Origin of the sequence: Falsiroseomonas sp. HW251, assembly GCF_050563545.1 — a bacterium.
GTDB lineage: Bacteria > Pseudomonadota > Alphaproteobacteria > Acetobacterales > Acetobacteraceae > Falsiroseomonas.
Window position 1 is genome coordinate 1 of sequence record NZ_JBNXUM010000016.1, and the last position, 24,763, is coordinate 24,763.

A 24,763-nucleotide genomic window follows, 5' to 3' on the forward strand; every position below is an offset into this window, starting at 1 on the left:
ACCCGCTCCAGAGTTGGTCCGCCCCGGTTCCGCCCTGGACGGTGTCCATCCCGCTGTCGCCCATGACGCTGTCCGCGCCGTCGCCGCCGGCGACGGAGTCGTTGCCCCCGCCGCCGATGACCCAGTCGTTGCCTCCCTCGCCGAGGACGCGGTCCTCGCCCTCGCTGCCGTAGACGCTGTCGTTCCCGGTGCCCCCGAACAGGGTGTCGTTCCCGGCGCCCCCGACCATGTCGTCATTGCCCACGCCGCCGAGCAGCGAGTCGTTCCCGCCATTGCCGGTCAGCGTGTCATGGCCTGAGCCACCGCTCAGCGTGTCCGCCCCACCGGCGCCGGCGAGGCCGTTGGCGGCGGCGTTGCCGGTGCCCGCGAAGCTGCCGGGCCCGGTGTAGACAAGCTTCTCGACATTGGCGCCCAGCGTGTAGCTCGACAGCGCCGTCCGCACGGTGTCGATGCCGGCGTTGCTGCCCTCCACCACCACGTCGGCGTTGCTGTCCACGACATAGGTGTCGTGGCCGTTGCCGCCAACCAGGCTGTCCGCGCCGATGCCGCCATCCAGCATGTCGCTGCCCTCGCCGCCGACCAGCGTGTCGTAGGCCGAGCCGCCGAACAGGCTGTCGTTCCCGGCATCGCCCGAGATCCTGTCCTTCGCCTCGCTGCCCGTGACGGTGTCGTTGCCCTCGCCGCCATTGATCGAGATCACGCCGCCCGGGCCCCAGATGTCATTGGCCGAGATTTCGTTGTCGAACTTGTTGCCGTTGAGCGTGATGCCGAGCAGCGCGCCGCCGCTGACCGGCGCCGTGTAGGCGCCGAGCTGCAGGTGCTCGATATGGCCGACATCGCCGATGGTGAGGCTGTAGCTCGCGCCGTCCTCGACGTAGACGCGGACGGTGTCGTTGCCTTCGCCCGCGTTCTCCCAGGCCTGGCCGGTCGCGCCGCCGTCGCGCCAGGAGTAGATGATGTGGGTGTCGTCGCCGGTGCCGCCGAGCAGGTAGGCGCTGCCGGACTGGCTGCTGGCGTAGAGCTTGTCGTTGCCGGCTCCGCCATAGAGCATGTCGCCGGCGGAGGAGCCGGGGTCGAGCGTGTCGTTGCCGCCCCCGCCCTTCAGCGTATCGCTGCCCGCGCCGCCATTGATGTAGTCGCCGAAGACGCTGCCGTAGATCTCGTCGTTGCCGCCGAGGGCGTCCACGCTGATCGCGGTGGCGCTGTTGGTGGCGTTCCAGAAGTCGCTGTACTCCGTCAGCTTCTTAATGATGCCGCTCATGTCAGCCTGTTCCCTTGCACGGGGCGCCGCGGGAGGCGGCGCGATGGCGTCAGGGTGACGGGGCCGGGCGGCGCCGGGCAGTTGACCCGGGATGCCGCGGGTTGCGCCGCCATGCGCCGGGGTTGCGACATGAATGAAACAATCCGCGGCGTTGCGCCGGCGAGGCGCGGGATGCCAAGGTCGGAAACCCGCCGCCCGCATGGACCCGCAGCCGCACATCGCCGTCGTGGAGGACGACCCGGATTTCCGGGACGCCGTCGCGGCCTATCTCGCCGGCCGCGGCTTCCGGGTCACGGCGCTGGCGGATGGGCGCGCGCTCGACGCGACGCTCGCCGCGGGGCTGGACGCGGCGGTGCTCGACCTCAACCTGCCCGGCGAGAGCGGGCTGCAGATCGCGACCAGGCTGCGCGCCGCGCCCTCGCGCCCGGCGATCCTGATGCTGACCGGGGATGGCGGGCTGGCGGATCGCGTGGTCGGGCTCGAGATGGCGGCCGACGACTACATCGCGAAGCCCGTCGAGCTGCGCGAGCTGCTGGCGCGGCTGCGCGCGCAGCTGCGCCGCCGCGGCGAGACCCTGGCGGTGCCCGAGGCACCACGGGACGCCGCGCCGGAGGGGCCGCATGCCGGCCTCGCCGGCCGGCTGCGCCGCGCCGCGCTGCGCGCCAGCCTCAGCCGCGGCCGCATCGCCCAGGCCGTGCAGGCCGACAAGTCGGCGGTCTCCCGCTGGTTCAGCGGCGCCGCGCGGCCGCAGGAGACGAGCCTGGTCGCGCTGACCGGGCTGATCGCGGCGCGCCTTCCCGGCTTCACGCTGGCGGTCTGGGACGCGCCGGAGGCCGAATTCGCCCGGGCGATCGGCGAGGCCGAGCCGGCCGCACCGCCCGCCGACGGGCTGCCGGCGCGCCTGGCCGGGCTCTGGCTCGGCTTCTTCTCCCAGGGCGGGCGCGGCCCCTGGGTCACCTTGCTGCTGGAGCTCGCAAAGGGTACCGGCGCCGCCCGGGTCGGCAGCTCGGTCGATTGGGAGGCGGAGGGCGAGGCGCAGCTGAGCGGGCCGCAGCTCTGGGTGTCGCTGCGCCAGACCCGGCCAAGGCCGGGGCTTGGCCTGTTCGGCGTCTGGGCCGGGGGCGGCGCGACGGCGCTTCTCGATGGGCTGGCGCTGGTGCGGGTGGCCTCGGCGTCGGAAGCGCCGGTGGCGTCCCGGCTGGTCCTCTTTCGCCTGGGAAACGCGCCCGGTCCGGCCTTCGCCGGCTTCGAGGCCGCCCTCGTCCGGCTGCGCGAACGGCCGCTGGATGCATGGCATGGGATGGCGGCCGCGGTGCTGGCGGGCCTGGATGCGGACGACGCCGCGATGACGGGGCGCCTGGCGGTGCCCTCGGAGCGCTCGGTCGCTGTGGACGAGGGCTCGCTCGCGGTAATCGAGCCGCCGGACGGGCCGCGTCGCGCGGCGCTGATCACCCTGCGGGAAGCGTTCGGCGACCTGATCGGCCGGTGACGCGCGGTTGCCCCGCCCTCAGCCGAGATCGCCGAGCGAGGAGAGCACCTCGCCCGCCACGGACACCGCACCTTCCCCCACCACCTTCGCGACCTCGAGCGCGCCGGAGGCGACCACCTCAGACCCAGCTGCGCCGGCCTTGGCACCCTCGAGGCAGGCGCCGAGCACCTGGCTGCCGAGATCGAAGACCGCGCCCGCTACATCGGCAAGATCCAGCGCCCCGTCCACGACATCCGATGGCGGGCCGGATTCCGCGGCCCTGCGCTTCTCCTCCTCACGCGCGGTGGCAAGGGCGGCCTGGTCGAGGGCCTGGTCCGGGGGGATGTCGCTCATGCAACGAAGGCTAGGGGAAGCGGCGTGCCGGCTTCAAGCATCGCGATGTTTCAGCCGATCGTCGCCTCCTTGATCCCCAGCCGCTCGCGCAGGCCGAGCCAGCCCGCCGGCGTGATCTCCAGGGCGCGGCCCGTCGCCTTGCGCCGCACCCAGCCCAGTTCGAAGCAGCGCGCGCAGAGCGCCGCGCCCAGCCTTCCCGCGAGATGCGGCCGCCTCTCCGACCAGTCGAGGCAGGGCCGGCACCAGACCCGGCCGCGCGCCGGCGCGGGGTCGAGCGCGATCCCGAAGCCCGCAAGCCAGGCGGCGCCGGCCTCCGTTACCGCCCCGCCTTCCTCGCCTAGCTCAATCCTGCCCCCCGCCACCAGCGCATCGGCGATGGCCACGCCAAGCCGCCCGGCCAAGTGGTCGTAGCAGGTCCGGGCGCGGCGCAGCGCGGCGTCGCGCGGGCCGGTCGCCACCGGGCGCGGCGCGGCGGAAAGCTCGAGCAGCCCCTCGATCAGCCCCGCCACGACGGGCGAGGCCAGGCGGTGGTAGCGATGGCGCCCCTGCCTCGCGACCGAGACCAGGCCGGCCGCGGACAGGCGGGCGAGATGCGCGCTCGCGGTCTGCGGCGTGATGCCGGCGGCCGCGGCGAGTTCGCCAGCCGACAGCGCACGCCCGTCGAGCAGCGCGGCAAGCATCGCGGCCCGGGCGGGATCGCCGATCAGGGCGGCGGTGGCGGCAAGCGCGTTCGTCGTCATGGCGCGATCCTGCCACGCCCAGGGCGGCGATGCTTCGGCCCTTGCCGAAGCGCATCATGCGTTGAGGCGCGCGCGGCGCGGCGGCTACACTCCGCCCGGCGGCGGCGCCTGGCCGGAGGCTGCGCCCGGGGGAGGGACGCGCCATGGATGCCCGCTATGGCTGGGTCGTCGTCGGCGCGGTGGCGCTGACGCTGGCCGTCGCGATGGGGCAGCTCGTCAACGGGCTGTCCGTCTTCTTCATCCCGCTCGAGCAGGAATTCGGCTGGGCACGGGGCTCGGTCGCGCTGATCAACTCGGCGGGCCTTGTCGGGCTCGCGATCGGCGGGGTCGCGATGGGCGGCCTGGCCGACCGCTTCGGCGCGCCGACGGTGGCGCTGGCGGCGGCGGCGGTGGTCGGCGCCTGCGTGGCGGCGGCGGCCGGGCTCGACCAGCTCTGGCAGTTCTATCTCGTCTTCTTCCTCGCGGGGCTCGCCGGCGCGGGGCTCTTCGCGCCGCCGCTCGCGCTCGTCGGCGCCTGGTTCCCCGCGGGCGCGGGGCTTGCGATCGGCATCGCCTCGGCTGGCCAGGCGGTCGGGCAAGGCGGCGTGCCCTTCGCCACCGCCTTCCTGATCGAGGCGGTGGGCTGGCGCGGCGCCCTGCTGTCGCAGGGCGTGCTCTCCCTGCTGCTGATGGTGCCGGCGACGCTGCTGATGCAGGCCCCGCCGCGGCCCGCGCCCGGTGTCGCCGCGGTGGTGGAGCCGCCGCCGCCGCTGCCGCCGCTGCTCGTCACGGCATGGCTCAGCGCGGCGGTGCTGATGTGCTGCACCTGCATGGCGGTGCCGCTGATGCACCTCGTCCCGCTGATCCAGGGGCACGACATCGCGGCGCCCGACGCGTCGGGCGTGCTGTTCGCGATGCTCATCGCCGCGATCGCCGGGCGCATCGCCTTCGGGAAGCTCGCCGACGTCGTCGGCCCGATGCCGGCCTGGATGATCGCCTCGCTCTGGCAGACGCTCGGCGTGCTTGCCTTCACCGGCATCCACGAGCTCTCGCATTTCTACGTCTTCGCCCCGGTCTACGGCTTCGGCTATGCGGGGGTGATGACGAGCGTCCTGGTGACTGCGCGCGCGCTGACGCCGGCGAGGCGGCGCGCGACGCTGATGGGGGTGATCCTGGGCTGGGCCTGGCTCGGCCACGGGCTCGGCGGCTTCCAGGGCGGCTGGTTCTACGACGTGACCGGCGACTACCTCGTCAGCTTCGCCAATGCCGCCGGCGCGGGGCTGCTCAACCTGCTGCTGGTCGGCACGCTGTTCCTGACGGTGAGGCGGCGCGGCCGCGCGCTGGCCGCCTGACTTCGGCGGCGGCCGAAGCACGGGCTGCGCGATCCGCGCCAGGCTGCGAGGATCGCCACCCGGAAATTGCCAGGGATCGCATGGCCGTCTTCTTCGGCTGGCGCGTCGTCGCCGCCGCCTTCGTCGTCGCGCTGTTCGGCTGGGGCTTCGGCTTCTACGGCCCGCCCGTCTTCCTCCATGCGCTGGAGGGGCGGATGCCACGCTGGCTCGTCTCGCTGGCCGTGACCTGCCATTTCCTCGCGGGCGCCATCGTGGTGGCGCGGATGCCGGCGCTGCAGGCGCGCTTCGGCATCGCGCGGGTGGTGACGGCGGGCGCGGTGGCCACCGCGCTCGGCGTGTTGGGCTGGGCACTGGCGGCGGCGCCGTGGCAGCTCTTCGCGGCGACGCTGCTGTCGGGGGCGGGCTGGGCCTGCACCGGCGGGGCGGCGATCAACGCGATCGTGGCGCCCTGGTTCGCGCGCAAGCGGCCGATGGCGCTGGGGATGGCCTTCAACGGCGCGAGCATGGGCGGCGTCGTGCTCGGCCCGCTCTGGGTCGCGCTGATCGCCTGGCTCGGCTTCCCCGCGGCCGCGGCGCTGCTGGGGTCTGCGATGGTGCTGGCGCTGGCGGCGATCGGCGCGCGCTATCTCGGGCGGACGCCGGCGCAGATGGGGCTCGCGCCGGATGGCGAGGCGCCGCGCGCCGCGCCGCCGCGCCCGCCGGCCGCGCTCGGCCCGCCCTGGCGCGACCGCCGCTTCGCGACGCTGGCGGGGGCGAATGCGCTCTGCCTCTTCGCGCAGCTCGGGCTGGTCGCGCATCTCGTGTCCGTGCTGGCGCCGGCGCTGGGCGGGCAGGGGGCGGGGCTCGCGATGGGGCTGGCGACGGGCTGCGCGGTGGCGGGGCGCGTGCTGGCGGGTTGGCTGCTGCGGCCGGGGCTGTCGCGGCGGCGCGTCTTCGCGGGGAACGCGGCGATGCAGGCGGCGGGCGTCGCGCTGCTCGCCGTCTCCTCGGACCCCGCGCTGCTGCTGGCGGCGGTCGCGGTGTTCGGCTTCGGCATCGGCAACGCCACAACGCTGCCGCCGCTGATCGCGCAGCAGGATTTTCCGGAAGCCGATGTGGGCCGCGTCGTCGCGCTGCTGGTCGCGACGGGGCAGGCGACCTACGCCTTCGCGCCGGCCGCCTTCGGCCTGCTGCGCGAGGTCGGCGAGGCGCCGTTCTTCGCGGGGCTGGTCGCCTGCCAGCTCGCCGCGGCCGCGGTGGCGCTCGCGCGCGTCAGAACCTGACGGCCAGGCTCAGCGAGCCGAACTGCGCAGCCTCGCGTTGCGTCGTGAATTTCTTGGAGCGGATGGTGTAGCTCGCGGCCAGCCGGCCCCAGGGCCGTCGAGCGGGATGTCGCGCAGCACGGCGCGGCCCTCGACGCCGACGAAGCCGTACCAGCCCCAGCGGTCCGATGGCTCGTAGAACACCGATCTGGCCGAGGCCGGGCGGACCCGCGGCGGGCCGAAATCGGCGTCCAGCTCGCTGCCGAGCCGCAGCATGATCCCCGCCCCGGCATAGGTGCTGACATTGCCGAGGCTCGCCGCGAGGGAGGGCACGACGCCGACCGAGATCCCGTCCCCCCCCCGTCGGCGCGTTGAAGCGCCACTGGCGGTTGGCGACGAGGTTCGCGCCGGGCTCGTCCTTGATCTGGTACGCCCAGCCATAGGCCCGGTCGATGTTGAATACGTCCTGGGTGTTGTTCTGCACCTGCTCGCCGAGCGCGGCGGGACCGACGACGCCGAGCTGCAGCTTGAGGCTGCCGAAGGCGGTCGCGGAATAGGAGATCAGCGTGTGAAGGCCAGGACGAGGCAGCTGGGCAGGATCGCGCGCATGCGCCCTTCCACGCCGCGCCGCCGCGGCAGGTCAAGCGCGGCGCCCGGCGCTGCGACGCGGGGCGCGGCGCCGGGACGCCGCGTCAAGCCGCGCCGATCTGCGCCAGCACCGCTTCCGCCGCGGCCTCGCTCGGCGTCATGCCCGGCGGGTGCAGCTGGTCCAGCACGGACCGCATGCCCGCGCGCTGCGCCGCCGCCGCCGCGGGGTCGGTCAGCAGCCCCGCCAGCGCCTCCGCCATTTGCTCCGGCACGGCGAAGCGCTGGAGGAATTCGGGCGCGATGGCGCGGTCAGCGAGCAGGTTCACCAGCGAGGCGAAGCGCACCGTCGCGATCGCCTCGACGATGGCGGCGGTGACCGGGTTCACCCTGTAGGCCACGATGTGCGGCACGCCCGCGACCGCCATCTCGAGGCTCGACGTGCCGGACTTGATGAGCCCTGCCTCGGCGGCGGCGAAGGCGTCGTGCTTGGCCTGCGGCCCTTCGACCAGGATGGGGGCACCGGGCCAGCCGCGCGTGCCGTCCCGCACGGCGGGCGCGACGAGCGGCGAGACGGCGACGACGGGGCGGAGGGCGGGGATGCGGGCGCCGAGCTGCCGCAGCGTCTCGCCGAAAAGCGGCAGCAGGCGCCGGACCTCCGCGCGGCGGCTTCCCGGCATGACGAGCAGGACGCGCTCCGCCGGCGCCAGGCCGTGCGCCGCGCGGAAGCGGGCGGCGTCGCCGGTGTCGGCGCCGGATTCCAGCACGGGATGGCCGACGAAGGTGGCGGGGATGCCGGCGCGGTCGAAGAGCACGGGCTCGAAGGGCAGCAGGCAGAGCACGCGGTCCACGCATCCGCGGATCTTCCTCACGCGGCCCGGCCGCCAGGCCCAGATCTGCGGCGCGACGTAGTGTACGACGGGGATGCCCATCGGCTTCACGCGCGCGGCCACGCGGAGCGCGAAGCCCGGGCTGTCGATGGTGACGAGCACGGCGGGCCTCCGCGCCGCGATGTCGGCGACCGTCTCGTCCAGGCGGCGGGCGAGGTTGCGGATGTTGGGCAGCACCTCGACCAGGCCCATCAGGGCGAGTTCGTGGAAGGGGAAGAGGCTCGGCACACCCTGCGCGGCGAGGCGGTCGCCGCCGATGCCGGCGAAGGTGAGCACGGGATCTCGCGCGCGCAGCGCCGCGACGAGCCGCGCGCCGAGCGCGTCGCCCGAGGCTTCGCCGGCGACGATGTACACCAGGGTCACGTGAACGCCGCGGGCGTCGGCACCGGGAAGGGCGCGCGCGGCCAGTCCCGGAAGTTGCGCACCGCACCGTCCTGCCGCACCGCCTCGATCAGCGCGGGATCGAGGGCCGCGAAGACCCATTCGGCGGCGTCCGGCGTGCCGGCGGCGATGACGCCATCCCAGGGGAAGCCGCGGTCGGCGGGGCCGAAGACCGCGGCCTGCCCGCAATTGACATCGAGCGCGGCGGACCAGGGCGCGAGGCCCACCGTCGGCGTGGTCGCGACGTAGCACTGGTTCTCGATCGCGCGGGCGGCGGCGCAGGCGCGTACCCGCGTCGCGCCATGCGCGCTGTCGGTGCAGGAGGGCGCGAGGATTAGCCAGGCGCCGGCCTCGGCCTGGGCGCGGACGTGCTTCGGGAACTCCACGTCGTAGCAGATCGAGACGCCGATCCGGCCCCAGGGCGTGTCGAAGACGCGCGGCGGCGCGCCGGGGTAGATGCCCCAGCGCTCGGCCTCGAAGCGGGTCATGGTGCGCTTGTCCTGGAAGGCGCAGCGCCCGTCGGGGGCGATCAGCGGCGCGCGGGCGATCACGCGCCCGCTTTCCTGCATCGGCAGCGTGCCCGCGAGCAGCCAGGTGGCGTTGCGGCGTGCGGTCGCTCGCATCTCGGCCAGGATCGCCTCGGCGTTCGCGACCATGGCGGCGAGCTCGGTCGCCTCGTCCGTCCCGTCGCGTCCGACGAGCGCGGCGCCGAGCTCGACGCAGGCATATTCCGGCAGCACCAGCAGATCGGCGCGGTCCTTCGCGCGTGCGATCCAGCGGTCGAGCTTCGCACCCCAGGCCGCGATGCCGGCGGGCTTCTCGACGGGATACTGCAGGAGCCCGACGCGCAGCGTCGTCGCGGGCGGGATCACGCGAGGTCCTTCAGCCAGAAGGACAGGAGATGCGGCGTCTCCTCCGTCGCCCCGACCTCCTTCCAGGAGAAGCCGACGGTCAGGTCCGGCCGCGGCGCGTAGCCGCGCCTGCGCCAGAACCCGTCGAGCGGGACATGGCCCGCCGGCCGGCGGGGATCGGCGGGGTCGCGCAGCACGGCGCAGAAGGCGGTGCGCCGCAGGCCAAGGGAGCGGGCATGCGCCTCCCGCGCTTCGAAGAAGCGCACCCCCGCGCCGCGGCCACGATACGGCCGCAGCAGCACGGATTCCCCAAAGTAGCAGAACCCGGCGGGGTCGAGCCCCGCGGCCCGAAAGGCCGCCTGCACCGGGGCGTGGCCCTGGACCATGGGCTCGCAGGTCGCCGCCCCCACCACCTCCCCGCGGGCGCGGCAGACCACGACGGCCGCCCCCGGCGCGTCGGCATAGGCGCGGAGATAGCCGCGCTCATAGGCCTCGTCGCCCTCGTAGAGGTAGGGCCAGTCTCGGAAGACTACGATGCGCAGCCGCGCGAGGTCCGGCAGCAGCGGGTGCAGCGCGGCGCCGGCCAGCGTCTCGAAGGTCAGGGGCGCGTCGGACATCGCGGGAGATGCATAGGGATCGCGCCGCGACGGGGGAAGGGGCGCCGGTACTGGCCGTCGCGGGCGGTGCGCCGCCCAGGCTGGCCCTCTCTAGCCCGCGGCCTTCACCGCGGCCTCCACGGTGGCGTGGATCGGCAGGATCTTGTCGAAGCCGCTGACCTCCAGGACTTCCTTGACCGAGACCTGCGGCGCGGCCAGGGCGAAGCCGAGGCCGGCGGCCTTCGCCTCCTTCGCGGCCTTCAGCAGCACGCGCAGCCCGGCGGAGGAGACGTAGTGCACGCCGGCGAGGTCGGCGACCACGGGCTGCCCCGCCCCGATCGCGGCCACGATGCGGGCCTCGGCGTCCTGCGCCGTTGCGGTGTCGAGCCGGCCCTTCATCGCGATGACCCGCGCCGCGCCGAGGGCGGTCTCGGTGATCTCCATGGCATCCCTGTCCTTCTAGATCGGCGCGTAGCGGCTGATCCGGGCATAAATCTCCCGGATCGCATCGGTCAACGAGCGGTTCAGCTCCTCGAGGTTCGAGACCTGCTCGATGCGCGGCTGCACGCGCTCGAGCTCGGCCGGCGCGAGGATCAGGGCGAACAGGCCCGCGGCGCGGCAGAGCCCGATCAGCAGGCTGTCGCGGGGATCGGGGATCTCGTCGTCGAAGAGCACGCCGAGGACGCGGGCCTTCACCTCCCGCTCCTCCTTCCCCGACACCGCGGGGTAGCGGCGTTCCGCGAAGACCCAGAGGAAGCGGCCGCTTTCCGCCCGCAGCACGCCCTTGGCGACCAGGCCCTTCAGCAGCGTGTCGCGGAAGCCGTCGGCGTCGGTGCCGAGCGTCTCGATCCAGTAGCGCGTGTCGTGCTCGAAGGCGTCGGCGGCGATGCGCGCCAGCACCTCGTCCTGCAACTCGTCACCCGTCGGGGCGGGGTTGGCGACCCAGACCTTCGCGGGGTCGCTGTCGATCCGCCCGGCGAGCGCGAGTTCCGCCAGCAGGGCGCCGGAGAGGGCATAGTCGCCGGCCAGGCCCGCGCCTTCGCGGAGCACGCCGCGCTCGTCGTCGAGCATGAGCAGCAGAAGCTCCTCCGACATCGAGAGCTTCATGGACGATCGCCTCCGGTCCGGGCAGGGACCGGAGCGTCGCGCGGGGGTGTCGGGGTGTCAACGAAAGGGAGCGCGGCCGCGACCGTGTTTCCCCCACCCCATCCCTTCCCCGTACACGGGGGAGGGGGTTGCCGGTCAGCTCCCGTAGAGCGTCGCCGGATCGACCTCGGGGGCCGCCAGCTCCGCGAGCTCGCCGTCGCGCAGCGCGCGAAAGAAGCAGTTGCGCCGGCCGGTGTGGCAGGCGACGCCCTTCTGGTCCACCAGCGCCAGCAGCGTGTCGCCGTCGCAATCCAGGCGCAGATCCACCAGGCGCTGCACCTGGCCCGAGGTCTCCCCCTTGCGCCAGAGCGCATGGCGGGAGCGCGACCAGTAGCAGACGCGGCCCGTGGCCAGCGTCTCCGCGACCGCGGCGCGGTTCATCCACGCCATCATCAGCACCTCGCCGCTGTCGTGCTGCTGGGCGATGCAGGCGACGAGCCCGTCGCGGTCGAAGCGGACCGCGTCCAGGAACAAGGCGCGGCCAGCGGGGGGCTGGATGGGGTCGGCGGTGGTGTCGGTGGTCATCTCTGGACTTCCGCTGCGGCGCGGCACCATATCGGCGGGACGGCCCCGCGACGGAAGGGGGCCGGCGGGACGGCGGTCCGGGACAGCACCATGGCGACGGCGGATCAGGGGGTCGAGGCGGCGCTCGACCGGGCGGCGGAGGCGTGCGGGGCGCGCGGGGCGCAGCTGACGGCGCTGCGCCGTCAGGTGCTGCGCCTGGTGCTCGCCGCCCGCGCGCCGATCGGGGCCTATGCGCTGCTGGACCGCCTGCGGGCCGACCGGCCCGGCGCGGCGCCGCCCACGGTCTACCGGGCGCTCGACTTCCTGCTCGACCAGGGGCTGATCCACCGGGTGGAGCGGCTGAACGCCTTCGTCCCCTGCGCCGGGCCCGACCCGCACGCGCATTGCGGGCATGGCCATGATCACCCCCATCAGTTCCTGATTTGCGGGGGATGCGGGGCGACGGCGGAGATCTGCGACGAGTCGGTATCCGCCGCAGTGGCAGCCGCTGCCGGCGGCGCCGGGTTCCAGCTGCTGCGCAGCACCGTGGAGGTGGAGGGACTCTGCGCGGAGTGCCGTGCGGAAGGCCGGCAGATTCCGGCACATCGTCACGGCTGACGGGCCGCGTCGCACCGCGCGCGACCAATCGCGATCACGAACGCGCGAGAAGCCGTGAATCTACAACCGCGACGTTATTGTCGGCCAACGTATTCGTGCGATGACGCCGACATGATCGAGAAGTCAGGCGCGCCGGGACGACGGGCGGCCGCCATCGCCGTGCTGCGCGACCTCCGACGCCTGGACGATGCAATCGGCATCCGGCACAGCGGCATCGCCCGCGACGTCGCCCTGCTGCTCTTTGAGGCCGGCGAGGACGGGATGTCGGTCAACCAGATCTCGTCGCGCACGGGCTACAGCGGCCCGACCGTCCGCCTGGTGCTCGACCGGCTGACCGAAGCCTCCGCCATCGCCGCGGCCCAGCGCATCGGCAAGACGCAACTCTACCGCCTGACCCCGCGCGGCATGGCCGGCTGCGACGCCTATGTGGACGCGCTCTTCGCCTTCGCCGAGGCCCAGGCGACGCGACAGCCCGAAGGCCCGCCGCCGCGCGTCCTCAGCCGAGCCGCGCCAGGCCCTGGTCCAGATCGGCCAGAAGGTCGGCTACGTCCTCCAGCCCCACATGCAGCCGCACCGCGGCTTCCGGAAGCCGCGGACTGACGCTGCGCGTGCCCGCCATGGGCAGGGCCAGGCTCTCGTATCCGCCCCAGGATGCACCGATGCCGAACAGCTTCAGGCCGTCCACGAAGCGGACCGCGTCCTCGCGCGTGTAGCGCGGCTGGAAGACCACGCCGAACAGGCTGCACGCCCCGCTGAAGTCGCGCTTCCAGATGGCGTGGCCGGGATCGCCGGGCAGGGCGGGATGCAGCACCCGCGCGACCTGAGGGCGCCCCTGCAGCCAGCGCGCGACCTCGAGCGCCGCTGCTTCCTGCTGCTTCAGCCGCAAGGCCAGGGTGCGCGCACCGCGGATCGCCAGCCAGCAATCATCGGGCGCGGCGTAGTGGCCGAGCGCGCCGTACATCGCGCGGATGGTGCGGTGATGCGCCATGTCGGCGACGGTCACCGAGCCCAGCAGCACGTCGGAATGCCCGCCGAGATACTTGGTCAGGGCCTGGATCGAGACGTCGCAGCCTTTCTCGAATGGCTGGAAATTCGCCAGCCCCCAGGTGTTGTCGATCATGCTGACCGCGCCGCGCGCGCGCGCCAGCGCGGCCAGCGCGGGGACGTCCTGCATCTCGAAGCCGTAGCTGCCGGGGCTCTCGAGGTAGAGCACGCGCGTGTTCGGACGGAACAGCGGGGCCAGCGCCTCGGGCGTGGTGCAGGGATCGTAGAAGCTGGTCTCGACGCCGAAGCCCGGCAGGACCTCCGCGGCGAGGCGCCGTGCCGGGCCGTAGACGCTGTCCGCCATCAGCAGGTGGTCTCCCGCGCGCAGGAAGGCCATCAGGGGCACGGAGATCGCGGCCAGGCCGGTGCCGACCACGGTGCAGGCGACGCCGCCCTCGATGTCGGCGACGATCCTCTCCAGCGCGTGCTGCGTCGGGCCGCCCTGGGTGCCATAGCTCATGGCGCCGGGCTCGAGCCGGCGCTCGTTCGCGGCATCGCGCGCCGCCACGTCGGGCTGCAGGACGGTGGAGCCGCGATGGACGGGCGGATTGACGAAGCCATGCCCGCCGGCGGGCGTGCGCTCCAGTTGGGTCAGGCGCGTCGCCAGCGACGGCGTGCGCGATACGTGATCCATCAAGCCGTCACCTTCGGCGTCTCCGGCCTGCCCGCCCATTCGGTCCAGGACCCGTCATAGACCGCGGGCTCCGGCAGCCCCGCCAGCACGGCGCCGAGCGCGAGGACGGTCGCGGTCACGCCCGACCCGCAGGAGGTCACGACCGGCTTCGACCCGTCGGCGCCGCGCGCGGCGAAGATCGCGCGCAGCGTGGCCGCGTCCTTCATCGTGCCGTCGGCGTTCAGCAATTCGTTGAAGGGCAGCGAGGCCGCGCCCGGCATATGGCCCGAGGGCAGGCCGGCGCGGGGCTCCGGCGCGGTGCCGTCGAAGCGGCCCTTGCTGCGCGCATCGAGAATGAGCGCGCCGCCCTCTGCGACGACGGCCTTCACGTCGCCGATGCCGGCGAGCCGCCGCGCGATCAGGTCGGGCACGAAGGTCGCCGGTACCGCGGGCTTCGGATCGCCGGTCTCGACCGGGCGCCCCTCCGCCTTCCATTTGGGGATGCCGCCATCCAGCACGGCGGCGTCGCCATGGCCGAAGAGGCGCATCATCCACCAGCCCCGCGGCGACGCCCGCAGCCCGTGCTGGTCGTAGAACACGACGCGCGAGGCATTGGATACGCCGAGCGCGCCGATCAGCTTTGCGAAGCGCGCCGGCGTCGGAACCATGTGCGGCAGGTCGGTGTCGGCATCCGCGACCGCGTTGATGTCGAACAGCCGCGCGCCCGGGATGTGCGCGGTCCGAAAGCCCGTGTGGATGTCGCCGGGCTCATTCGGCAGGTAGGTCGTGCAGTCCAGCACGACGAGGTCGGGCTTGCCGAGCTCGGCCGCGAGCCACTCGGTGGAGACGAGGTCGGGGATGCGGGTCATGCGATGGCGGCTCCTGGGGTCCCTGTCCGCCCGCTCTTCTCAAACCCTCTCCCCCCACAGGGGGGAGAGGGCAGGGTGAGGGGGGCGTGGGACGTGTGTTTCAAGCGACGTCCGGGTGTTGCGCGTCAGGCATCGCGGTTCTCGGCGCCGGCGCCCCCCTCACCCATCCCTCTCCCCCCTCTGGGGGGAGAGGGCATGCGCGGGGCGGGGCAGCCAAGCCCTGTGGTCACACGCTCAATCCACCAGCACGAAGTGGATGCGCCGGTTCTGCCGGCCCTTGCTCTCGAGCTTCGTCACCTCGACGCGCCCGATCTCCGACGTCCGCGCGACATGCGTGCCGCCGCAGGGCTGGAGGTCCACCGGCGCGTCCTCCGGCCCGATGCGCACGAGCCGGATGCGCCCCGCGCCGCGCGGCGGCTGCACCGAGAGCGTGCGCACCATCGCGGGGTTGGCGTCGAGCTCCTCCTCCGCGATCCAGCGCGTGCCCGTGGGATGGCCGGCGGCGATCAGCGCGTTGAGCTTCTCCGTCAGCCATTCCTTCGCCGGCGGCTCCGCCAGGTCGAAGTCGAGCCGCGACTTCTCAGCGCCGATCTGGTTGCCGGTGGCGTAGATGCCGGGCAGCACGGCGCAGAGCAGGTGCATGGTGGTGTGCATGCGCATGTGGCGGTGCCGGCGCGTCCAGTCGATGGCGACGGTGACCTCCGCGCCGACCGGCGGCGGCGCGGCGCCGGGGGCGAGCGCGTGGACGATGGCGCCGGCCTCGCCCTTGACGGCCTCCGTGACCACGGCCTCGCCGCCGGCCCAGGTCAGCGTACCCGCGTCGCCGGGCTGGCCGCCGGACCGCGCATACATCACGGTGCGATCCAGGATGACGCCTTTCTCATCCAGCGCGACGACAACGGCGGTGCAGTCGCGGAGATAGGCGTCGTCGGTGAAGAGCGGCGTCGTCGCTGTCATGCCCTCGTCCATTCCTCCCTCAGCCGCGCGCGGTGGCATTGCAGCCAGAGCAGCGCGAGCGCCGTTGGCGCGCCCTGCACGCGGTTCTTCGCGACCATCCCGAAGGCCTCCTCGGCATCCAGCACGACGACGCGGGTGTCCTCGCCCTCATGCGCCAGGCCATGGGTGCCGGCGCGCCGCGCCACGAGGTCCACCTCGGCGCAGAAGTGATGCACGACCTCGTCGCAGCCGCCCGGCATCAGCAGGAAGCCGCCGATCGGGGCCATGCGCTTCGCCTCGAGCCCGGCTTCCTCCAGCAATTCGCGCGCGCCGGCGGCGGCGGGATCCTCGTCGGGTTCCAGCAGGCCGGCCGGCGCCTCGGTCTGGATCGGCGCGCGGCCGGCGGCGACCGCGGGCAGGCGGAACTGCTCGACCAGCGCGACGCGGTCGGCGACGGGATCGTAGGGCAGCACCAGCACGCCGTTGCCCCGGCGCCAGAGCTCCCAGGTCAGCAGGCCGGATTGCCTGCCGTCGAAGCGGGTGTAGCGGAAGCGCACGCGCTGCATCGCGAAGCGGCCGGCCTGCACGACCTCGTCGCTCTCGACGGAGAGGCCTGGCGAAGGCGGGATCGGCGGCGCCTTGGGATGGCGGGGCGGGCTGGCGTCCATGGGTCCTCCTGACTAGCCTTGGGGAAACGCCAGGTCCATGTCCCCGCCCGATCCCGACACCGTCTCGGCCCGTCGCCGCGCCATCCTGCTTGCGCTCGGGGGGGCCGGGGTCTTCACCCTCGCCGCGGCGGGTGTGAAGGGGCTGGAGGGCGGCGTGCCGATGGCGCAGCTGATCCTGTTTCGCAACCTCTTCGCCCTGCCGATCCTGCTGGCGATGCTCTGGCAGGCCGGCGGGATCGCCGCCCTGAAGCCGCGTGCGCCGGCGATGCATGCGCTGCGCGTGATGTTCGGCATGTGCGGGATGGTCGGCGCCTTCGCGGGCTACACCTTTCTGCCGCTGGCGACCGCGACGGTGCTGGGCTTCACGATGCCGCTGTTCCTCACGGCGCTGTCGGTGCTGCTGCTGAAGGAGAGGGTGGGCTGGCGGCGCTGGACGGCGGTGACGGGCGGCTTCGCCGGCGTGGTCATCGTCGCCCGCCCCGGCGCCGGCGAGGCGCTGCCGATCATCCCCGTGCTGCTGGTGCTGCTCGGCGCGCTGGGCTGGGCGCTGGCGATGATGACGATCCGCGCCATGGGGCAGCGCGGCGAGCGCGGCGTGACGATCGTGCTGTGGTTCGCCATCGGATCCTCGCTCCTGGCGGCGGTCGCGACGGTCCCGGTCTGGGTGGACCCGACGCCGCGGCAATGGCTGCTGCTGGCGGGGATCGGCGTCGTCTCGGCGGTCGCGCAACTGCTGATGACGGAGGCCTATCGCCGCGGCGACACCACGCTGCTCGCGCCCTTCGAGTATTCGGCGCTGCTCTGGACCATGCTGATGGGCGGGCTCTTTTGGGGCGAATGGCCGGGGCCGCTCGATCTGCTGGGCTTCGCGGTGCTGGTCGGCGCGGGGCTGTTCATCTGGTGGCGGGAGGCGACGCTGGCCCGGCGCTGATGACCGTCTGGCTCGCAGGACGCGCCAGCATCCGGGTCAGCCGCGCGACGAGTGCATGGCCGGGGTGGAGCTGACGGAGGCGCCCGAGATGGTCCAGCGCCTCCTGCTCGCGGCCCGACCGGTGCGCGGCTTCCGCCATGCGCGCGATCGCCACGGGATGGGTGGGGTCGTTGCGCAGCACGGCGCGCCAAGCGTTGAGCGCGTTCTCCGGCTCGTCCAGCCGCTCGCGCAGCCGGGCGATCTGCGCGTGGAGATGCGCCTCCGACGCCATGCGGGACGCGGTCTCGCGAGCGATCAGCGCGCAGGCCGCCTCCAGCGCGGCGGCGGGATCGGGGGGAGGGGGCGTCGCCGGCGGCAGCATGCCGGGCTCGGCACGAGGCGGGTCGGAGAACAGGCTCGGCCGATCGGGGAACCAGCGCCGGCGCACCGCCTCGTTCACCGCCTCGAAGCGGGCGAGGAAGGCGGCGGCCTCCGCCGGCGGGGGCTTCCAGCCGCGGCCGGGCAGCGCCTCGTCCACCGCCTGGATCATCCGGCACCACAGCGGCGAATCCCCGTCCAGCGCGCCCTGCTCCTGCTCGATCCGGGCGCCGAGGATGCGCACGAGGTCGATCGCCTCCGGCGCGAGCGAGGGGTTGCTGCGGCGGTGCGGGTCGTCGGCCGGCACCTCGAGCGGGATGCCGTACTGGACCAGGAAATCCTCGACGATGTCGCCGCCGCGCAGGCTCTGCGGCTCGTAGAGGCGGGGCTCGACCGCGGCCTCGCCGAATACCGCGGCCCAGAGGCCGAGCGTGCGGGCATAGTCGTACTCCACCAGCACCTCCGGGCCGCCATCGGGAAACCGCGGCGGTCGGAGGTCGCCGACGCGCAGGCGCTGCGCGTAGCTCGATTCGTAGTGCTGATCCTGCCGCCGCAGATACATCGCGACCCGGATCCGCCCGAAGAACGGCGCGACGAGGCTGCGCAGCGCGGCGATCTCCGCCTCCTCCACCAGCATGCCGGCGAGCTGCTCGGCGGAGATGACGACAAGCCGCGTGCCGGTGGGCAGGCCGGCCATCTCCTCGGCGAACTCGGCGCGGAAGCGGGCCAGGCGGGCGGCGGGCTCCATCCCCTCCCAGGTCGCGGGGTGGATGTTCTGCAGCCGCTCCGCCGGCACCAGCGAGGCCGGCAGCAGCTGATGGTTCGCGTGCCCCGGCGAGCGGGGATAGCGCACGCCGAGCGCGGCCAGCTCCTCGCGCCGCGCCCCGAGGATGCGCTGGATCGAGGTCGTCCCGGTCTTCCACTGGCCGATATGCAGGACGAGGTCCGGCCGCGCCGATCCGTCGCCCCCCGTCATGGCGCCTGCCGCGGCGACTTCTGTTCGGCCATCGCCTGCGCCCAGAGATAGCCCGCGATGCGCACGGCCTCGGCCACCGTCAGCCCGGTCCAGGGCGTCCCGGCGGCCTGCGGCTCCCTGGCGGGGAAGAGCTGGCCGTCCTCGCGGCCGAGGTAGCGGCGGGCGACCTCGGCGTTGACCGGCGCGTAGAGCGCCATGATCCGCTCCTGCTCCTCGGCCGGGGCGACGGGCGGGTGGCTGCTGCCGGGCAGCTGCTCGAGCAGCGCGACCAGCCGGTTGCGTGCCGGCAGCGGCTCCTGCCCCGGCGGCGTCGCGACGGCAAGGTTGAGCAGGCGGAGGAACTCGGCGGCGTCGGGCGACAGGCGCGGGTTGCGGTCGGTGACCGGCTTCAGCTGCTCCGCCGGGATGGTGACGCCCGGAAGGACAATCGTCATGAGGTCGTCCACGATGCTGCCGCCGGCCAGCAGGCGGCGGTCGAAGACGCGGCAGACCACGTTCTCCGCGCCGAAGACGCCGGACCAGAGGTTCAGCGGCAGCAGCGGGTTCAGCGTCCAGTGATGCGTGTTGGCCGGCGCCGTGAAGGGGGCGGCGGCGCCGGCCTTGACGTGCATGGAATGCAGGCTCGGCAGCAGCTCGTCCTGGCGGCGGACGTAATGGACGATGGTGTAGCGCGTGCCGGGCCCGCAGGCCTCGTCCAGCAGCGCCTTGATCGCCGCCACCTCCGCCGGCCGGCGCATCCGGCTCGACAGGTGCTCGTTGGAGAGGAGCACGCGGTCGAGGCCGCTGGCGCGGATCTCCTCGGCGAAATCGGCCGGGGCGCTGGCGCGGAAGGCCTCCAGGGCGCCAGGCGCGTGCAGCTTCGCGGGCCGCAGGATGTCGCCGATGCCGGCGGTCCGCGCGGCGTAGCAGGCGAGCCTGGTGTGGTTGAAGCTGCCGAAGAGGCGGGGGTAGAGCAGTCCGGCCCCGGCCAGCGCGGCCCGGTTCGTGCCGCACCAGTGCTGGAGAGTGGTCGTGCCCGTCTTCTGCGCGCCAATGTGAAGGAAGACGTGCATACCCCTGTCCTGCCCGGCCCCGCCGGCGAGGTTACGCCACTATGGTCGAACCGTGGAGGTTTGGTATACCCCGGGCCGGTCAGAGGGCCTTCCTGAACCATAGCCGGGCATGGCCTTCCGGCATGCCGTCGAGCCGGCCGAACTCGGCATAGCCGTTGCGGATCCAGAACTCGGGCGCCTGGAAGCTGAAGGTGTCGGTGTAGGCCCTGGCGCAGCCGCGGTCGCGGGCGATGGCCTCGGCGCGGAGCAGCAGTTCCGATCCCAGCCCCTGGCCGCGCATCTCCCGCGACAGCCAGAGCCAGTCGATGAAGAGCCAGCCCCAGAAGGTCAGCCCGAGCAGGCCGCCGCGCACCGCGCCGTCGGGCGCGCGGGCCAGCAGGGTCACGGGCTCGCGGTCATAGGCGCCGCCCATTTCCTGGTTGTAGGCGTGCAGGCCGCGCTGGATGGCGGCGACGGCGTCGAGTTCGGGATAGGCGTCCTCGACGATCTCGATGTCGCCGGGCTTCTCGGTCATGGGCACTCGCATCCGGGGCCGCGGAGAAGGCCACGGCTTTCAGCGCCGCGCCAGACCCCTGACCGCCGCGGCCAGCGCACGGACCTCGTCGGCCGCCACCGATCGCGGCGCGGCTTCCGTGACGCCAAGGCCGGAGGCGAAGGCGGTCGCATAGCCCGTGCGGTTGCCGAGCGAGGCATCGAGCAGGGTCAGCCCCTGGGCGCGCAGCGCCTCCGCGACCTCCTGCGCGACGCGACCCTGGGCGGGGACACGGTTCAGCGCCAGCGCGACGCGCTTCTTCTCGGCCTTGGCGAGATCGAGCGTCGCCCCCATCGCCCAGAGATCGGCGGCCGAGGGCTGCAGAGGCACCAGCACCAGGTCGGCGGCGCGGATCGCGATGCGCGCATCGGTGTCGTCATGCGGCGGCGTGTCGAGCAGGATCACGTCGTGGCTGCGGCGGTACCTGTCGGCGGCGCCGGGCACGCGCCAGCCCGACGGCGCCTCGAAATCCAGCACGGAAGCGCGCGGCGACCTGCCCCGCGCGGCGTGCCAGTGGCCGAGCGTCTTCTGGGGATCGGTGTCGAGCAGCGCCACGCGCTCCCCCTGACCGGCGAAGGCGGCGGCCAGGTTGGCGGCAAGGGTGGACTTGCCGGCGCCCCCTTTGCGCTGGGCGACGGCGACGACGAAGGCCATGGTCGCGACTCCGCACCGTTTTGTGCGGTGCGGAATCTATCACGGTTCAGCGGCCGGTGGTTGAGGCGTTCGGCCGGACCTGGCGGCCGATGTCCGGCGGCACGCGGTCGCGGGCGCCGCCGAAGCCCTCGGACCGTTCGGGCTGGCGCGCGCCGGGCACGGCGGGCGCCGGCATCACGACATGGCCGGGCGGCGGCGCGGTGCGGGCGTCGTCCGCGCCGGTGCGCGCGTCCCGGTCGCCCGGCGCGGCGTCGGGCGTTCTGCCGCGGTCCGGCGCGGGGGCGGAGGGCGGCACCTGCGCGTTGGCCGCCGGTGGGCCGGAGCCGGACCGCTGATCCTGCGCGGCGGCCAGGCCCGGGATCAGCAGGAGAAGCAGGAGGAGACGTGTCATGTGGCCCAAGCGCGCCGCGCGGGACTAGGTTCGGCGTGATGGAGGAACTGCTCACCCCCGCCGAGATGGCGCGCGCCGACGCCGCGGCGATCGCGGGCGGCATCCCCGGCATCGTGCTGATGGAGGCCGCCGGCCGCGCCGTGGCGCGCGCCGCGATGCGGCGCTTCCGGCCAGTCCGCACGCTGGTGCTGGCCGGGCCCGGCAACAATGGCGGCGACGGCTGGGTGGCGGCGCGGCTGCTCGAGCAGGCGGGCTGGCCGGTCTCGGTCGCGCCGCTTGCGCGCCCAAGGCCAGGCACCGATGCCGCACTCGCGGCCGCGCGCTGGCGCGGGCCTGTGGTGGATTTCTCGCCCGCCGAGGCGGCCCGCGCCGGCCTCGTCATTGACGCCGTCTTCGGCGCGGGGCTGTCGAAGCCGGTCGAGGGGCTGGCGGCCGAGGTGCTGGCAGGGCTGGCGGCGCCGGTGCTGGCGGTGGATGTCCCGTCCGGCCTGGACGGCGCAACGGGGCAGGTGCTGGGCGCCGCACCGCAGGCCGTGCTGACCGTCACCTTCTTCCGCCGCAAGCCAGGCCACCTGCTGCGGCCAGGGCGGGACCTCTGCGGCGAGACGATCCTGGCCGATATCGGCCTGCCGGGCGGGGTGCTGCCGGGGATCGCGCCGCGCGCCTGGCGCAACGGGCCCTGGCTGTTCCGCGTCCCGCGCCCGGGGGCGGCCAGCCACAAATACAGCCGCGGCCATGTCGGCGTCGCGGCGGGGCCGGGGATGACCGGCGCGGCGCGGCTGGTCGCGGCCGGAGCGCGGCGGGCCGGCGCGGGGCTGCTCAGCATCGCCGCACCCGATGCCGCGACGGCGGCCGTGCTCCGCGCCGGCGATCCCGGCGTGATCGTGCGCGAGGACCTCGGCGGGATGCTCGCGGATGGGCGCATCGGCGCCTGGGTGATCGGGCCCGGCCTGCCGCCCGGCGGGGGCACTCGTGACCTGGTCCGGCGCTGCGTCGCGCTCGGCCGCCAGGTCGTCGCCGATGCCGGGGCGCTGCGCGCGGGCGGGCCGGAGGCGCTGGCGGGCTGCGCCATCCTCACCCCGCACGAAGGCGAGTTCGCCGCGCTGTTCGGGCCGCCCGGCGCGGACCGGCTCTCCTCCGTGCGCGCCGCGGCGGCGCGGGTGCGGTCCGTGGTGGTGCTGAAGGGGGCGGATACCGTGATCGCCGCTCCGGACGGCCGCGCCGCGATCAACGACAACGCGCCGCCCTGGCTCGCCACCGGCGGCACCGGCGACGTGCTGGCCGGCATCGCCGGCGCGATGCTCGCCCAGGGGCTGCCTCCCTTCGAGGCCGCCTGCGCCGCGATCCATCTGCACGGCGCCGCCGCCGCGCTGCACGGCCCGGGGCTGCTCGCGGAAGACCTGGCGGCCGCGGTGGCGCGCGTCCTCCCGACGGTTTGGTTCGATTGATCGCGGCGCTTCCGGCACCATCTGCCTGAAACACGCAGAAAGGTTCCGTGATGTCGGACCTCGCCACCGTGATGTCGGACTTCGCCCTTCCGCGCGGGGTGCTGGACCGGGCGCTTCGCCGGGTCACCGCGCTCTGGCGGGCCGCGCCGGAGCCCGAGAACGGCGTCGAGGCCTTCTCCGCCGCGATGCGCGGCTGCCTTGAAGCGCGCGGCGGGGAGGTCTCGGCCCGCGCCCGCGCGGCAGGGCTGGCGCAGGCCTATCTCGAGGCGAACGAGGCCGGGCGGCTCGATTTCCTGCGCGCGCTGGCCGGGTTCGATTCCGACCCCGAGGCGGTGCGCGCGGCCTATGAGCGCGTCGCGGCGGCCACCGGCATCGCCGAGCGCGCCGCGGCGAAGGCCCGGCTGCGCCGCGCGCTGGAGCCGCCGCGGACGCGCCTGCTGACCCAGTTCGCGGCGATCCCCGATGGCGTGAAGTTCGCCGTCGACCTCCGCGCCGACCTGCTCGCCCGCATGGCGGGCGAGCCGATGCTGGAGGCGCTGGAGGCCGACCTGAAGGCGCTGCTCGCGGCCTGGTTCGACGTTGGCTTCCTGGAGCTCAGGCGGATCGACTGGTCGTCCCCGGCTGCGCTGCTGGAGAAGCTCGTGGAATACGAGGCGGTGCACCGCATCCGCACCTGGCGCGACCTGAAGAACCGGCTCGATTCCGACCGCCGCTGCTACGCCTTCTTCCACCCCCGCATGCCGGCCGAGCCGCTGATCTTCGTCGAGGTCGCGCTGACCCAGGGCATGGCGGACAAGGTGCAGCCGCTGCTGGACGAGAAGGCGCCGGTGCTCGACCCCGCCGCCGCCGACACCGCGATCTTCTATTCCATCAACAACTGCCAGCGCGGCCTCGACGGCATCAGCTTCGGCAACTTCCTGATCAAGCGCGTGGTGACGGAGCTCTCGGTGGCGTTCCCGGGGCTAAAGGCCTTCGCCACGCTGTCGCCCATCCCGGGCTTCCGGCGCTGGCTGGACGACCGGATCGCGGCCGAGGACGCGACGCTGCTGACGGATGACGAGGCGCTGGCGCTGCGCGAGGCCGCGCCCGCCGACCCCGCCCTGCCGGCCCCCGGCTCCAACGGCACGGCGAGGGAGGAGACGCCCGCCCAGACCCTCGCGCGGCTGATCGCGCGGCGGTCGCTGGCGCGGCAGGAGGCAGTGGCGCGGCTGCTCGATCCCGTGCTGGCACGGCTCTGCGCGCGCTACCTCCTGGCCGAGAGCAGCCGCAACGGGCGCCGAGCGCGCGACCCCGTCGCGCACTTCCACCTGTCCAACGGCGCGCGGGTGGAGCGGATCAACCCCGGCGGCGACCGCAGCGAGAAGGGCTGGCGGGAGAGCGCGGGGCTGATGGTGAACTACCGCTACGACCCCGCTCGGATCGAGGATTACCACGAGGAGTATGCCGGCGAGGGACGGCGCGCGGCGTCGTCCGGCGTGCGCAGGCTCGCCCGGGGCTTCGTGTAGCGGCCGGTCAGGGCAACCCGCGCGCGGGGTCGCCACGCACGAACCGGTGATCGCGCCGGGTTTCGCGCGGCTTTCGTGACTTCTTCGGTACTTCGCGCCGGGGGTTGGCGCAGCTTCCTCTCGCCGGTGCCGGCCGGCCCGACACGAGGAGGTTGCGATGTCTTGGCTGGTCCGCGCGCGCGCCCTGCTTCCGGCGGCGGCGCTGCTGGTGGGAATGGCGCACGGCGGAGGAGCCGCCCGCGCCGATCTCTTCGAGCGGACGCCGACCGTCCAGGTCTTCTGGCTCCCCGACGAGCAGGGGCGGTACGGCTTCGGGCCGGTCGCGCGAATGGAATTGCCGGTACGCTGGGCCATCGGCGACGCCGCGGCCGTCATCGCGCCGGGCGATTGGCCGGACGGCCTGCGGGAGGCGCTGGCCGAGGCGCTGCTGGCGGCCGGCGCCGCCGTGGTCGAGCTGCCGCGCGGCAACGACAGGGCGGCGCTGCGGCGCGACCTGCGCAACGCCCTGGTCACCCTGCGGGAGATCGAGGGGGCGGGGCTGGTCGTCGCGATCGGGATGGGCGAGGGCGGCGACGCCGCCCTCGCGGTCGCGGCCGATCCGCCGGGTGCCGTCCACGCCTATGCCGCGGCGGTGCGGCTCGGGCCCGGGCAGCCGGTCTTCCAGGGCGGGCCGGTGGATCCCGCGGAGGGATGGGCCATGCGCGGGCCGTTGTTCTGCGCGCTGCTGGCCGGCGTGCAGCCTGCGGCCGCGCCGGGCTTCGCCGGCGACTGCTCGACCGGGCTGGCCGTGCGATGAGCGCGCGAAGGCTGGCCCTGCTCCT

General features: G+C 74.1%; 29 protein-coding genes and 1 pseudogene. 9 read left to right on the plus strand and 21 right to left on the minus strand.

Features of this window, described 5'->3' with window-relative positions; genetic code table 11:
- Positions 1–1,261, minus strand: a 1,261-nt coding sequence (locus ACLF3M_RS19195) for a calcium-binding protein (protein ID WP_430658583.1), incomplete at its 3' end; no start/stop codon positions are given.
- A 199-nt stretch (positions 1,262–1,460) separates the two neighbouring features.
- Here ACLF3M_RS19195 and ACLF3M_RS19200 point away from each other — a divergent pair.
- Positions 1,461–2,750 (plus strand): response regulator transcription factor, encoded by a 1,290-nt coding sequence (locus ACLF3M_RS19200; RefSeq protein WP_430658584.1) that lies wholly within the window; start codon positions 1,461–1,463, stop codon positions 2,748–2,750.
- A gap of 18 nt (positions 2,751–2,768) precedes the next feature.
- Here ACLF3M_RS19200 and ACLF3M_RS19205 read toward each other — a convergent pair whose 3' ends face one another.
- Positions 2,769–3,083: a hypothetical protein gene (locus ACLF3M_RS19205; RefSeq protein WP_430658585.1), complete on the minus strand. Its 315-nt coding sequence runs from the start codon at positions 3,081–3,083 to the stop codon at positions 2,769–2,771.
- 50 nt (positions 3,084–3,133) lie between these two features.
- Entirely contained in the window at positions 3,134–3,823 is a 690-nt protein-coding gene (locus ACLF3M_RS19210) for an ArsR/SmtB family transcription factor (RefSeq protein ID WP_430658586.1), read from the minus strand.
- Positions 3,824–3,966: 143 nt separating this feature from the next.
- Between ACLF3M_RS19210 and ACLF3M_RS19215 the strand changes: the two genes are divergently transcribed.
- Both ACLF3M_RS19215 and ACLF3M_RS19220 read left to right on the plus strand, forming a co-directional pair.
- A complete protein-coding gene (locus ACLF3M_RS19215) occupies positions 3,967–5,154 on the plus strand; it encodes an MFS transporter (protein ID WP_430658587.1) in 1,188 nt (395 codons plus the stop codon).
- A gap of 80 nt (positions 5,155–5,234) precedes the next feature.
- Positions 5,235–6,416: an MFS transporter gene (locus ACLF3M_RS19220; RefSeq protein ID WP_430658588.1), complete on the plus strand. Its 1,182-nt coding sequence runs from the start codon at positions 5,235–5,237 to the stop codon at positions 6,414–6,416.
- 9 nt (positions 6,417–6,425) lie between these two features.
- Here ACLF3M_RS19220 and ACLF3M_RS19225 read toward each other — a convergent pair whose 3' ends face one another.
- The 9 genes and pseudogenes from ACLF3M_RS19225 to hisI form a co-directional block, all read right to left on the minus strand.
- The gene (locus ACLF3M_RS19225) at positions 6,426–6,836 is read right to left on the minus strand and encodes a lipid A-modifier LpxR family protein (RefSeq protein ID WP_430658589.1); all 411 of its coding nucleotides are present in this window, start codon (positions 6,834–6,836) and stop codon (positions 6,426–6,428) included.
- Positions 6,823–6,984 (minus strand): annotated as a pseudogene (locus tag ACLF3M_RS19230) (lipid A-modifier LpxR family protein); the annotation flags it as partial. The gene ACLF3M_RS19225 and the pseudogene ACLF3M_RS19230, both read right to left, overlap by 14 nt.
- On the minus strand, positions 6,957–7,091 hold the full coding sequence (locus ACLF3M_RS19235; RefSeq protein ID WP_430658590.1) for a hypothetical protein: 135 nt from the start codon (positions 7,089–7,091) through the stop codon (positions 6,957–6,959). The gene ACLF3M_RS19235 and the pseudogene ACLF3M_RS19230, both read right to left, overlap by 28 nt.
- Positions 7,088–8,233 carry a lipid-A-disaccharide synthase gene (gene lpxB / locus ACLF3M_RS19240; protein WP_430658591.1) on the minus strand — a complete coding sequence of 382 codons (1,146 nt, stop codon included), beginning with the start codon at positions 8,231–8,233 and terminating at the stop codon, positions 7,088–7,090. Before lpxB ends, ACLF3M_RS19235 begins: the two co-directional genes overlap by 4 nt.
- Positions 8,230–9,120, minus strand: a complete 891-nt coding sequence (locus ACLF3M_RS19245; RefSeq protein ID WP_430658738.1) for a carbon-nitrogen hydrolase family protein — start codon at positions 9,118–9,120, stop codon at positions 8,230–8,232. Before ACLF3M_RS19245 ends, lpxB begins: the two co-directional genes overlap by 4 nt.
- Positions 9,120–9,719, minus strand: coding sequence for a GNAT family N-acetyltransferase (locus ACLF3M_RS19250; protein WP_430658592.1), 600 nt, complete (start codon positions 9,717–9,719; stop codon positions 9,120–9,122). Before ACLF3M_RS19250 ends, ACLF3M_RS19245 begins: the two co-directional genes overlap by 1 nt.
- Positions 9,720–9,809: 90 nt before the next feature.
- Positions 9,810–10,142: an STAS domain-containing protein gene (locus ACLF3M_RS19255; protein ID WP_430658593.1), complete on the minus strand. Its 333-nt coding sequence runs from the start codon at positions 10,140–10,142 to the stop codon at positions 9,810–9,812.
- Between the two features lie 15 nt (positions 10,143–10,157).
- Positions 10,158–10,805, minus strand: a complete 648-nt coding sequence (locus ACLF3M_RS19260; protein ID WP_430658594.1) for a GOLPH3/VPS74 family protein — start codon at positions 10,803–10,805, stop codon at positions 10,158–10,160.
- 135 nt (positions 10,806–10,940) lie between these two features.
- Positions 10,941–11,369, minus strand: coding sequence for a phosphoribosyl-AMP cyclohydrolase (gene hisI, locus ACLF3M_RS19265; protein WP_430658595.1), 429 nt, complete (start codon positions 11,367–11,369; stop codon positions 10,941–10,943).
- 90 nt (positions 11,370–11,459) lie between these two features.
- Here hisI and ACLF3M_RS19270 point away from each other — a divergent pair, with 90 nt between their 5' ends.
- Together ACLF3M_RS19270 and ACLF3M_RS19275 are read left to right on the plus strand one after the other, a co-directional pair.
- The gene (locus tag ACLF3M_RS19270; protein ID WP_430658596.1) at positions 11,460–11,966 is read left to right on the plus strand and encodes a Fur family transcriptional regulator; all 507 of its coding nucleotides are present in this window, start codon (positions 11,460–11,462) and stop codon (positions 11,964–11,966) included.
- A 111-nt stretch (positions 11,967–12,077) separates the two neighbouring features.
- Complete coding sequence (locus ACLF3M_RS19275) at positions 12,078–12,566, plus strand: hypothetical protein (protein ID WP_430658597.1); 489 nt, start codon at positions 12,078–12,080, stop codon at positions 12,564–12,566.
- On the opposite strand, the gene metC is transcribed toward ACLF3M_RS19275, so the two are convergent.
- The 4 genes from metC to ACLF3M_RS19295 all read right to left on the minus strand — a co-directional run bounded on the left by metC (position 12,463) and on the right by ACLF3M_RS19295 (position 16,096).
- The gene (gene metC, locus ACLF3M_RS19280; RefSeq protein WP_430658598.1) at positions 12,463–13,644 is read right to left on the minus strand and encodes a cystathionine beta-lyase; all 1,182 of its coding nucleotides are present in this window, start codon (positions 13,642–13,644) and stop codon (positions 12,463–12,465) included. The genes ACLF3M_RS19275 and metC overlap by 104 nt on opposite strands.
- The gene (locus ACLF3M_RS19285) at positions 13,644–14,492 is read right to left on the minus strand and encodes a sulfurtransferase (protein WP_430658599.1); all 849 of its coding nucleotides are present in this window, start codon (positions 14,490–14,492) and stop codon (positions 13,644–13,646) included. The genes metC and ACLF3M_RS19285 overlap by 1 nt, the downstream gene beginning before the upstream one ends.
- Positions 14,493–14,726: 234 nt before the next feature.
- Positions 14,727–15,449: an alanyl-tRNA editing protein gene (locus tag ACLF3M_RS19290; RefSeq protein WP_430658600.1), complete on the minus strand. Its 723-nt coding sequence runs from the start codon at positions 15,447–15,449 to the stop codon at positions 14,727–14,729.
- A complete protein-coding gene (locus tag ACLF3M_RS19295; protein ID WP_430658601.1) occupies positions 15,446–16,096 on the minus strand; it encodes an NUDIX domain-containing protein in 651 nt (216 codons plus the stop codon). The genes ACLF3M_RS19290 and ACLF3M_RS19295 overlap by 4 nt, the downstream gene beginning before the upstream one ends.
- Positions 16,097–16,133: 37 nt before the next feature.
- Here ACLF3M_RS19295 and ACLF3M_RS19300 point away from each other — a divergent pair, with 37 nt between their 5' ends.
- On the plus strand, positions 16,134–17,027 hold the full coding sequence (locus ACLF3M_RS19300; protein ID WP_430658602.1) for a DMT family transporter: 894 nt from the start codon (positions 16,134–16,136) through the stop codon (positions 17,025–17,027).
- Here the strand turns inward: ACLF3M_RS19300 and ACLF3M_RS19305 are convergent.
- The 5 genes from ACLF3M_RS19305 to ACLF3M_RS19325 all read right to left on the minus strand — a co-directional run bounded on the left by ACLF3M_RS19305 (position 16,990) and on the right by ACLF3M_RS19325 (position 20,989).
- Complete coding sequence (locus ACLF3M_RS19305) at positions 16,990–18,360, minus strand: tetratricopeptide repeat protein (protein WP_430658603.1); 1,371 nt, start codon at positions 18,358–18,360, stop codon at positions 16,990–16,992. The two genes, ACLF3M_RS19300 and ACLF3M_RS19305, sit on opposite strands and share 38 nt — an antisense overlap.
- Entirely contained in the window at positions 18,357–19,412 is a 1,056-nt protein-coding gene (locus ACLF3M_RS19310; protein ID WP_430658604.1) for a hypothetical protein, read from the minus strand. Before ACLF3M_RS19310 ends, ACLF3M_RS19305 begins: the two co-directional genes overlap by 4 nt.
- A gap of 79 nt (positions 19,413–19,491) precedes the next feature.
- The gene (locus tag ACLF3M_RS19315; RefSeq protein WP_430658605.1) at positions 19,492–19,926 is read right to left on the minus strand and encodes a GNAT family N-acetyltransferase; all 435 of its coding nucleotides are present in this window, start codon (positions 19,924–19,926) and stop codon (positions 19,492–19,494) included.
- A 39-nt stretch (positions 19,927–19,965) separates the two neighbouring features.
- Positions 19,966–20,598, minus strand: coding sequence for a ParA family partition ATPase (gene parA, locus ACLF3M_RS19320; RefSeq protein ID WP_430658606.1), 633 nt, complete (start codon positions 20,596–20,598; stop codon positions 19,966–19,968).
- A 46-nt stretch (positions 20,599–20,644) separates the two neighbouring features.
- Positions 20,645–20,989, minus strand: a complete 345-nt coding sequence (locus ACLF3M_RS19325; RefSeq protein ID WP_430658607.1) for a hypothetical protein — start codon at positions 20,987–20,989, stop codon at positions 20,645–20,647.
- Positions 20,990–21,027: 38 nt separating this feature from the next.
- Here ACLF3M_RS19325 and ACLF3M_RS19330 point away from each other — a divergent pair, with 38 nt between their 5' ends.
- The 3 genes from ACLF3M_RS19330 to ACLF3M_RS19340 all read left to right on the plus strand — a co-directional run bounded on the left by ACLF3M_RS19330 (position 21,028) and on the right by ACLF3M_RS19340 (position 24,738).
- Positions 21,028–22,437: an NAD(P)H-hydrate dehydratase gene (locus tag ACLF3M_RS19330; protein WP_430658608.1), complete on the plus strand. Its 1,410-nt coding sequence runs from the start codon at positions 21,028–21,030 to the stop codon at positions 22,435–22,437.
- Between the two features lie 50 nt (positions 22,438–22,487).
- Positions 22,488–23,942 (plus strand): malonyl-CoA decarboxylase, encoded by a 1,455-nt coding sequence (locus ACLF3M_RS19335; RefSeq protein ID WP_430658609.1) that lies wholly within the window; start codon positions 22,488–22,490, stop codon positions 23,940–23,942.
- A gap of 157 nt (positions 23,943–24,099) precedes the next feature.
- A complete protein-coding gene (locus ACLF3M_RS19340; protein ID WP_430658610.1) occupies positions 24,100–24,738 on the plus strand; it encodes a hypothetical protein in 639 nt (212 codons plus the stop codon).
- The last annotated feature ends 25 nt before the right edge of the window (positions 24,739–24,763 follow it).

Excerpts from the sequence above, each read along its gene's own strand:
- ACLF3M_RS19295 (WP_430658601.1), bottom strand. The coding sequence starts at position 16,096 with ATGGACGCCAGCCCGCCCCGCCATCCCAAGGCGCCGCCGATCCCGCCT.
- hisI (WP_430658595.1), bottom strand. The coding sequence starts at position 11,369 with ATGACCACCGACACCACCGCCGACCCCATCCAGCCCCCCGCTGGCCGC.
- ACLF3M_RS19330 (WP_430658608.1), top strand. The coding sequence starts at position 21,028 with ATGGAGGAACTGCTCACCCCCGCCGAGATGGCGCGCGCCGACGCCGCG.
- ACLF3M_RS19215 (WP_430658587.1), top strand. The coding sequence starts at position 3,967 with ATGGATGCCCGCTATGGCTGGGTCGTCGTCGGCGCGGTGGCGCTGACG.
- ACLF3M_RS19250 (WP_430658592.1), bottom strand. The coding sequence starts at position 9,719 with ATGTCCGACGCGCCCCTGACCTTCGAGACGCTGGCCGGCGCCGCGCTG.
- ACLF3M_RS19310 (WP_430658604.1), bottom strand. The coding sequence starts at position 19,412 with ATGCACGTCTTCCTTCACATTGGCGCGCAGAAGACGGGCACGACCACT.
- ACLF3M_RS19260 (WP_430658594.1), bottom strand. The coding sequence starts at position 10,805 with ATGAAGCTCTCGATGTCGGAGGAGCTTCTGCTGCTCATGCTCGACGAC.
- ACLF3M_RS19220 (WP_430658588.1), top strand. The coding sequence starts at position 5,235 with ATGGCCGTCTTCTTCGGCTGGCGCGTCGTCGCCGCCGCCTTCGTCGTC.
- ACLF3M_RS19305 (WP_430658603.1), bottom strand. The coding sequence starts at position 18,360 with ATGACGGGGGGCGACGGATCGGCGCGGCCGGACCTCGTCCTGCATATC.
- ACLF3M_RS19275 (WP_430658597.1), top strand. The coding sequence starts at position 12,078 with ATGATCGAGAAGTCAGGCGCGCCGGGACGACGGGCGGCCGCCATCGCC.
- ACLF3M_RS19205 (WP_430658585.1), bottom strand. The coding sequence starts at position 3,083 with ATGAGCGACATCCCCCCGGACCAGGCCCTCGACCAGGCCGCCCTTGCC.
- ACLF3M_RS19210 (WP_430658586.1), bottom strand. The coding sequence starts at position 3,823 with ATGACGACGAACGCGCTTGCCGCCACCGCCGCCCTGATCGGCGATCCC.
- ACLF3M_RS19270 (WP_430658596.1), top strand. The coding sequence starts at position 11,460 with ATGGCGACGGCGGATCAGGGGGTCGAGGCGGCGCTCGACCGGGCGGCG.
- parA (WP_430658606.1), bottom strand. The coding sequence starts at position 20,598 with ATGGCCTTCGTCGTCGCCGTCGCCCAGCGCAAAGGGGGCGCCGGCAAG.
- ACLF3M_RS19200 (WP_430658584.1), top strand. The coding sequence starts at position 1,461 with ATGGACCCGCAGCCGCACATCGCCGTCGTGGAGGACGACCCGGATTTC.
- ACLF3M_RS19335 (WP_430658609.1), top strand. The coding sequence starts at position 22,488 with ATGTCGGACCTCGCCACCGTGATGTCGGACTTCGCCCTTCCGCGCGGG.
- ACLF3M_RS19255 (WP_430658593.1), bottom strand. The coding sequence starts at position 10,142 with ATGGAGATCACCGAGACCGCCCTCGGCGCGGCGCGGGTCATCGCGATG.
- metC (WP_430658598.1), bottom strand. The coding sequence starts at position 13,644 with ATGGATCACGTATCGCGCACGCCGTCGCTGGCGACGCGCCTGACCCAA.
- ACLF3M_RS19300 (WP_430658602.1), top strand. The coding sequence starts at position 16,134 with ATGTCCCCGCCCGATCCCGACACCGTCTCGGCCCGTCGCCGCGCCATC.
- ACLF3M_RS19225 (WP_430658589.1), bottom strand. The coding sequence starts at position 6,836 with ATGGCTGGGCGTACCAGATCAAGGACGAGCCCGGCGCGAACCTCGTCG.
- ACLF3M_RS19315 (WP_430658605.1), bottom strand. The coding sequence starts at position 19,926 with ATGACCGAGAAGCCCGGCGACATCGAGATCGTCGAGGACGCCTATCCC.
- ACLF3M_RS19325 (WP_430658607.1), bottom strand. The coding sequence starts at position 20,989 with ATGACACGTCTCCTCCTGCTTCTCCTGCTGATCCCGGGCCTGGCCGCC.
- ACLF3M_RS19340 (WP_430658610.1), top strand. The coding sequence starts at position 24,100 with ATGTCTTGGCTGGTCCGCGCGCGCGCCCTGCTTCCGGCGGCGGCGCTG.
- ACLF3M_RS19285 (WP_430658599.1), bottom strand. The coding sequence starts at position 14,492 with ATGACCCGCATCCCCGACCTCGTCTCCACCGAGTGGCTCGCGGCCGAG.
- ACLF3M_RS19290 (WP_430658600.1), bottom strand. The coding sequence starts at position 15,449 with ATGACAGCGACGACGCCGCTCTTCACCGACGACGCCTATCTCCGCGAC.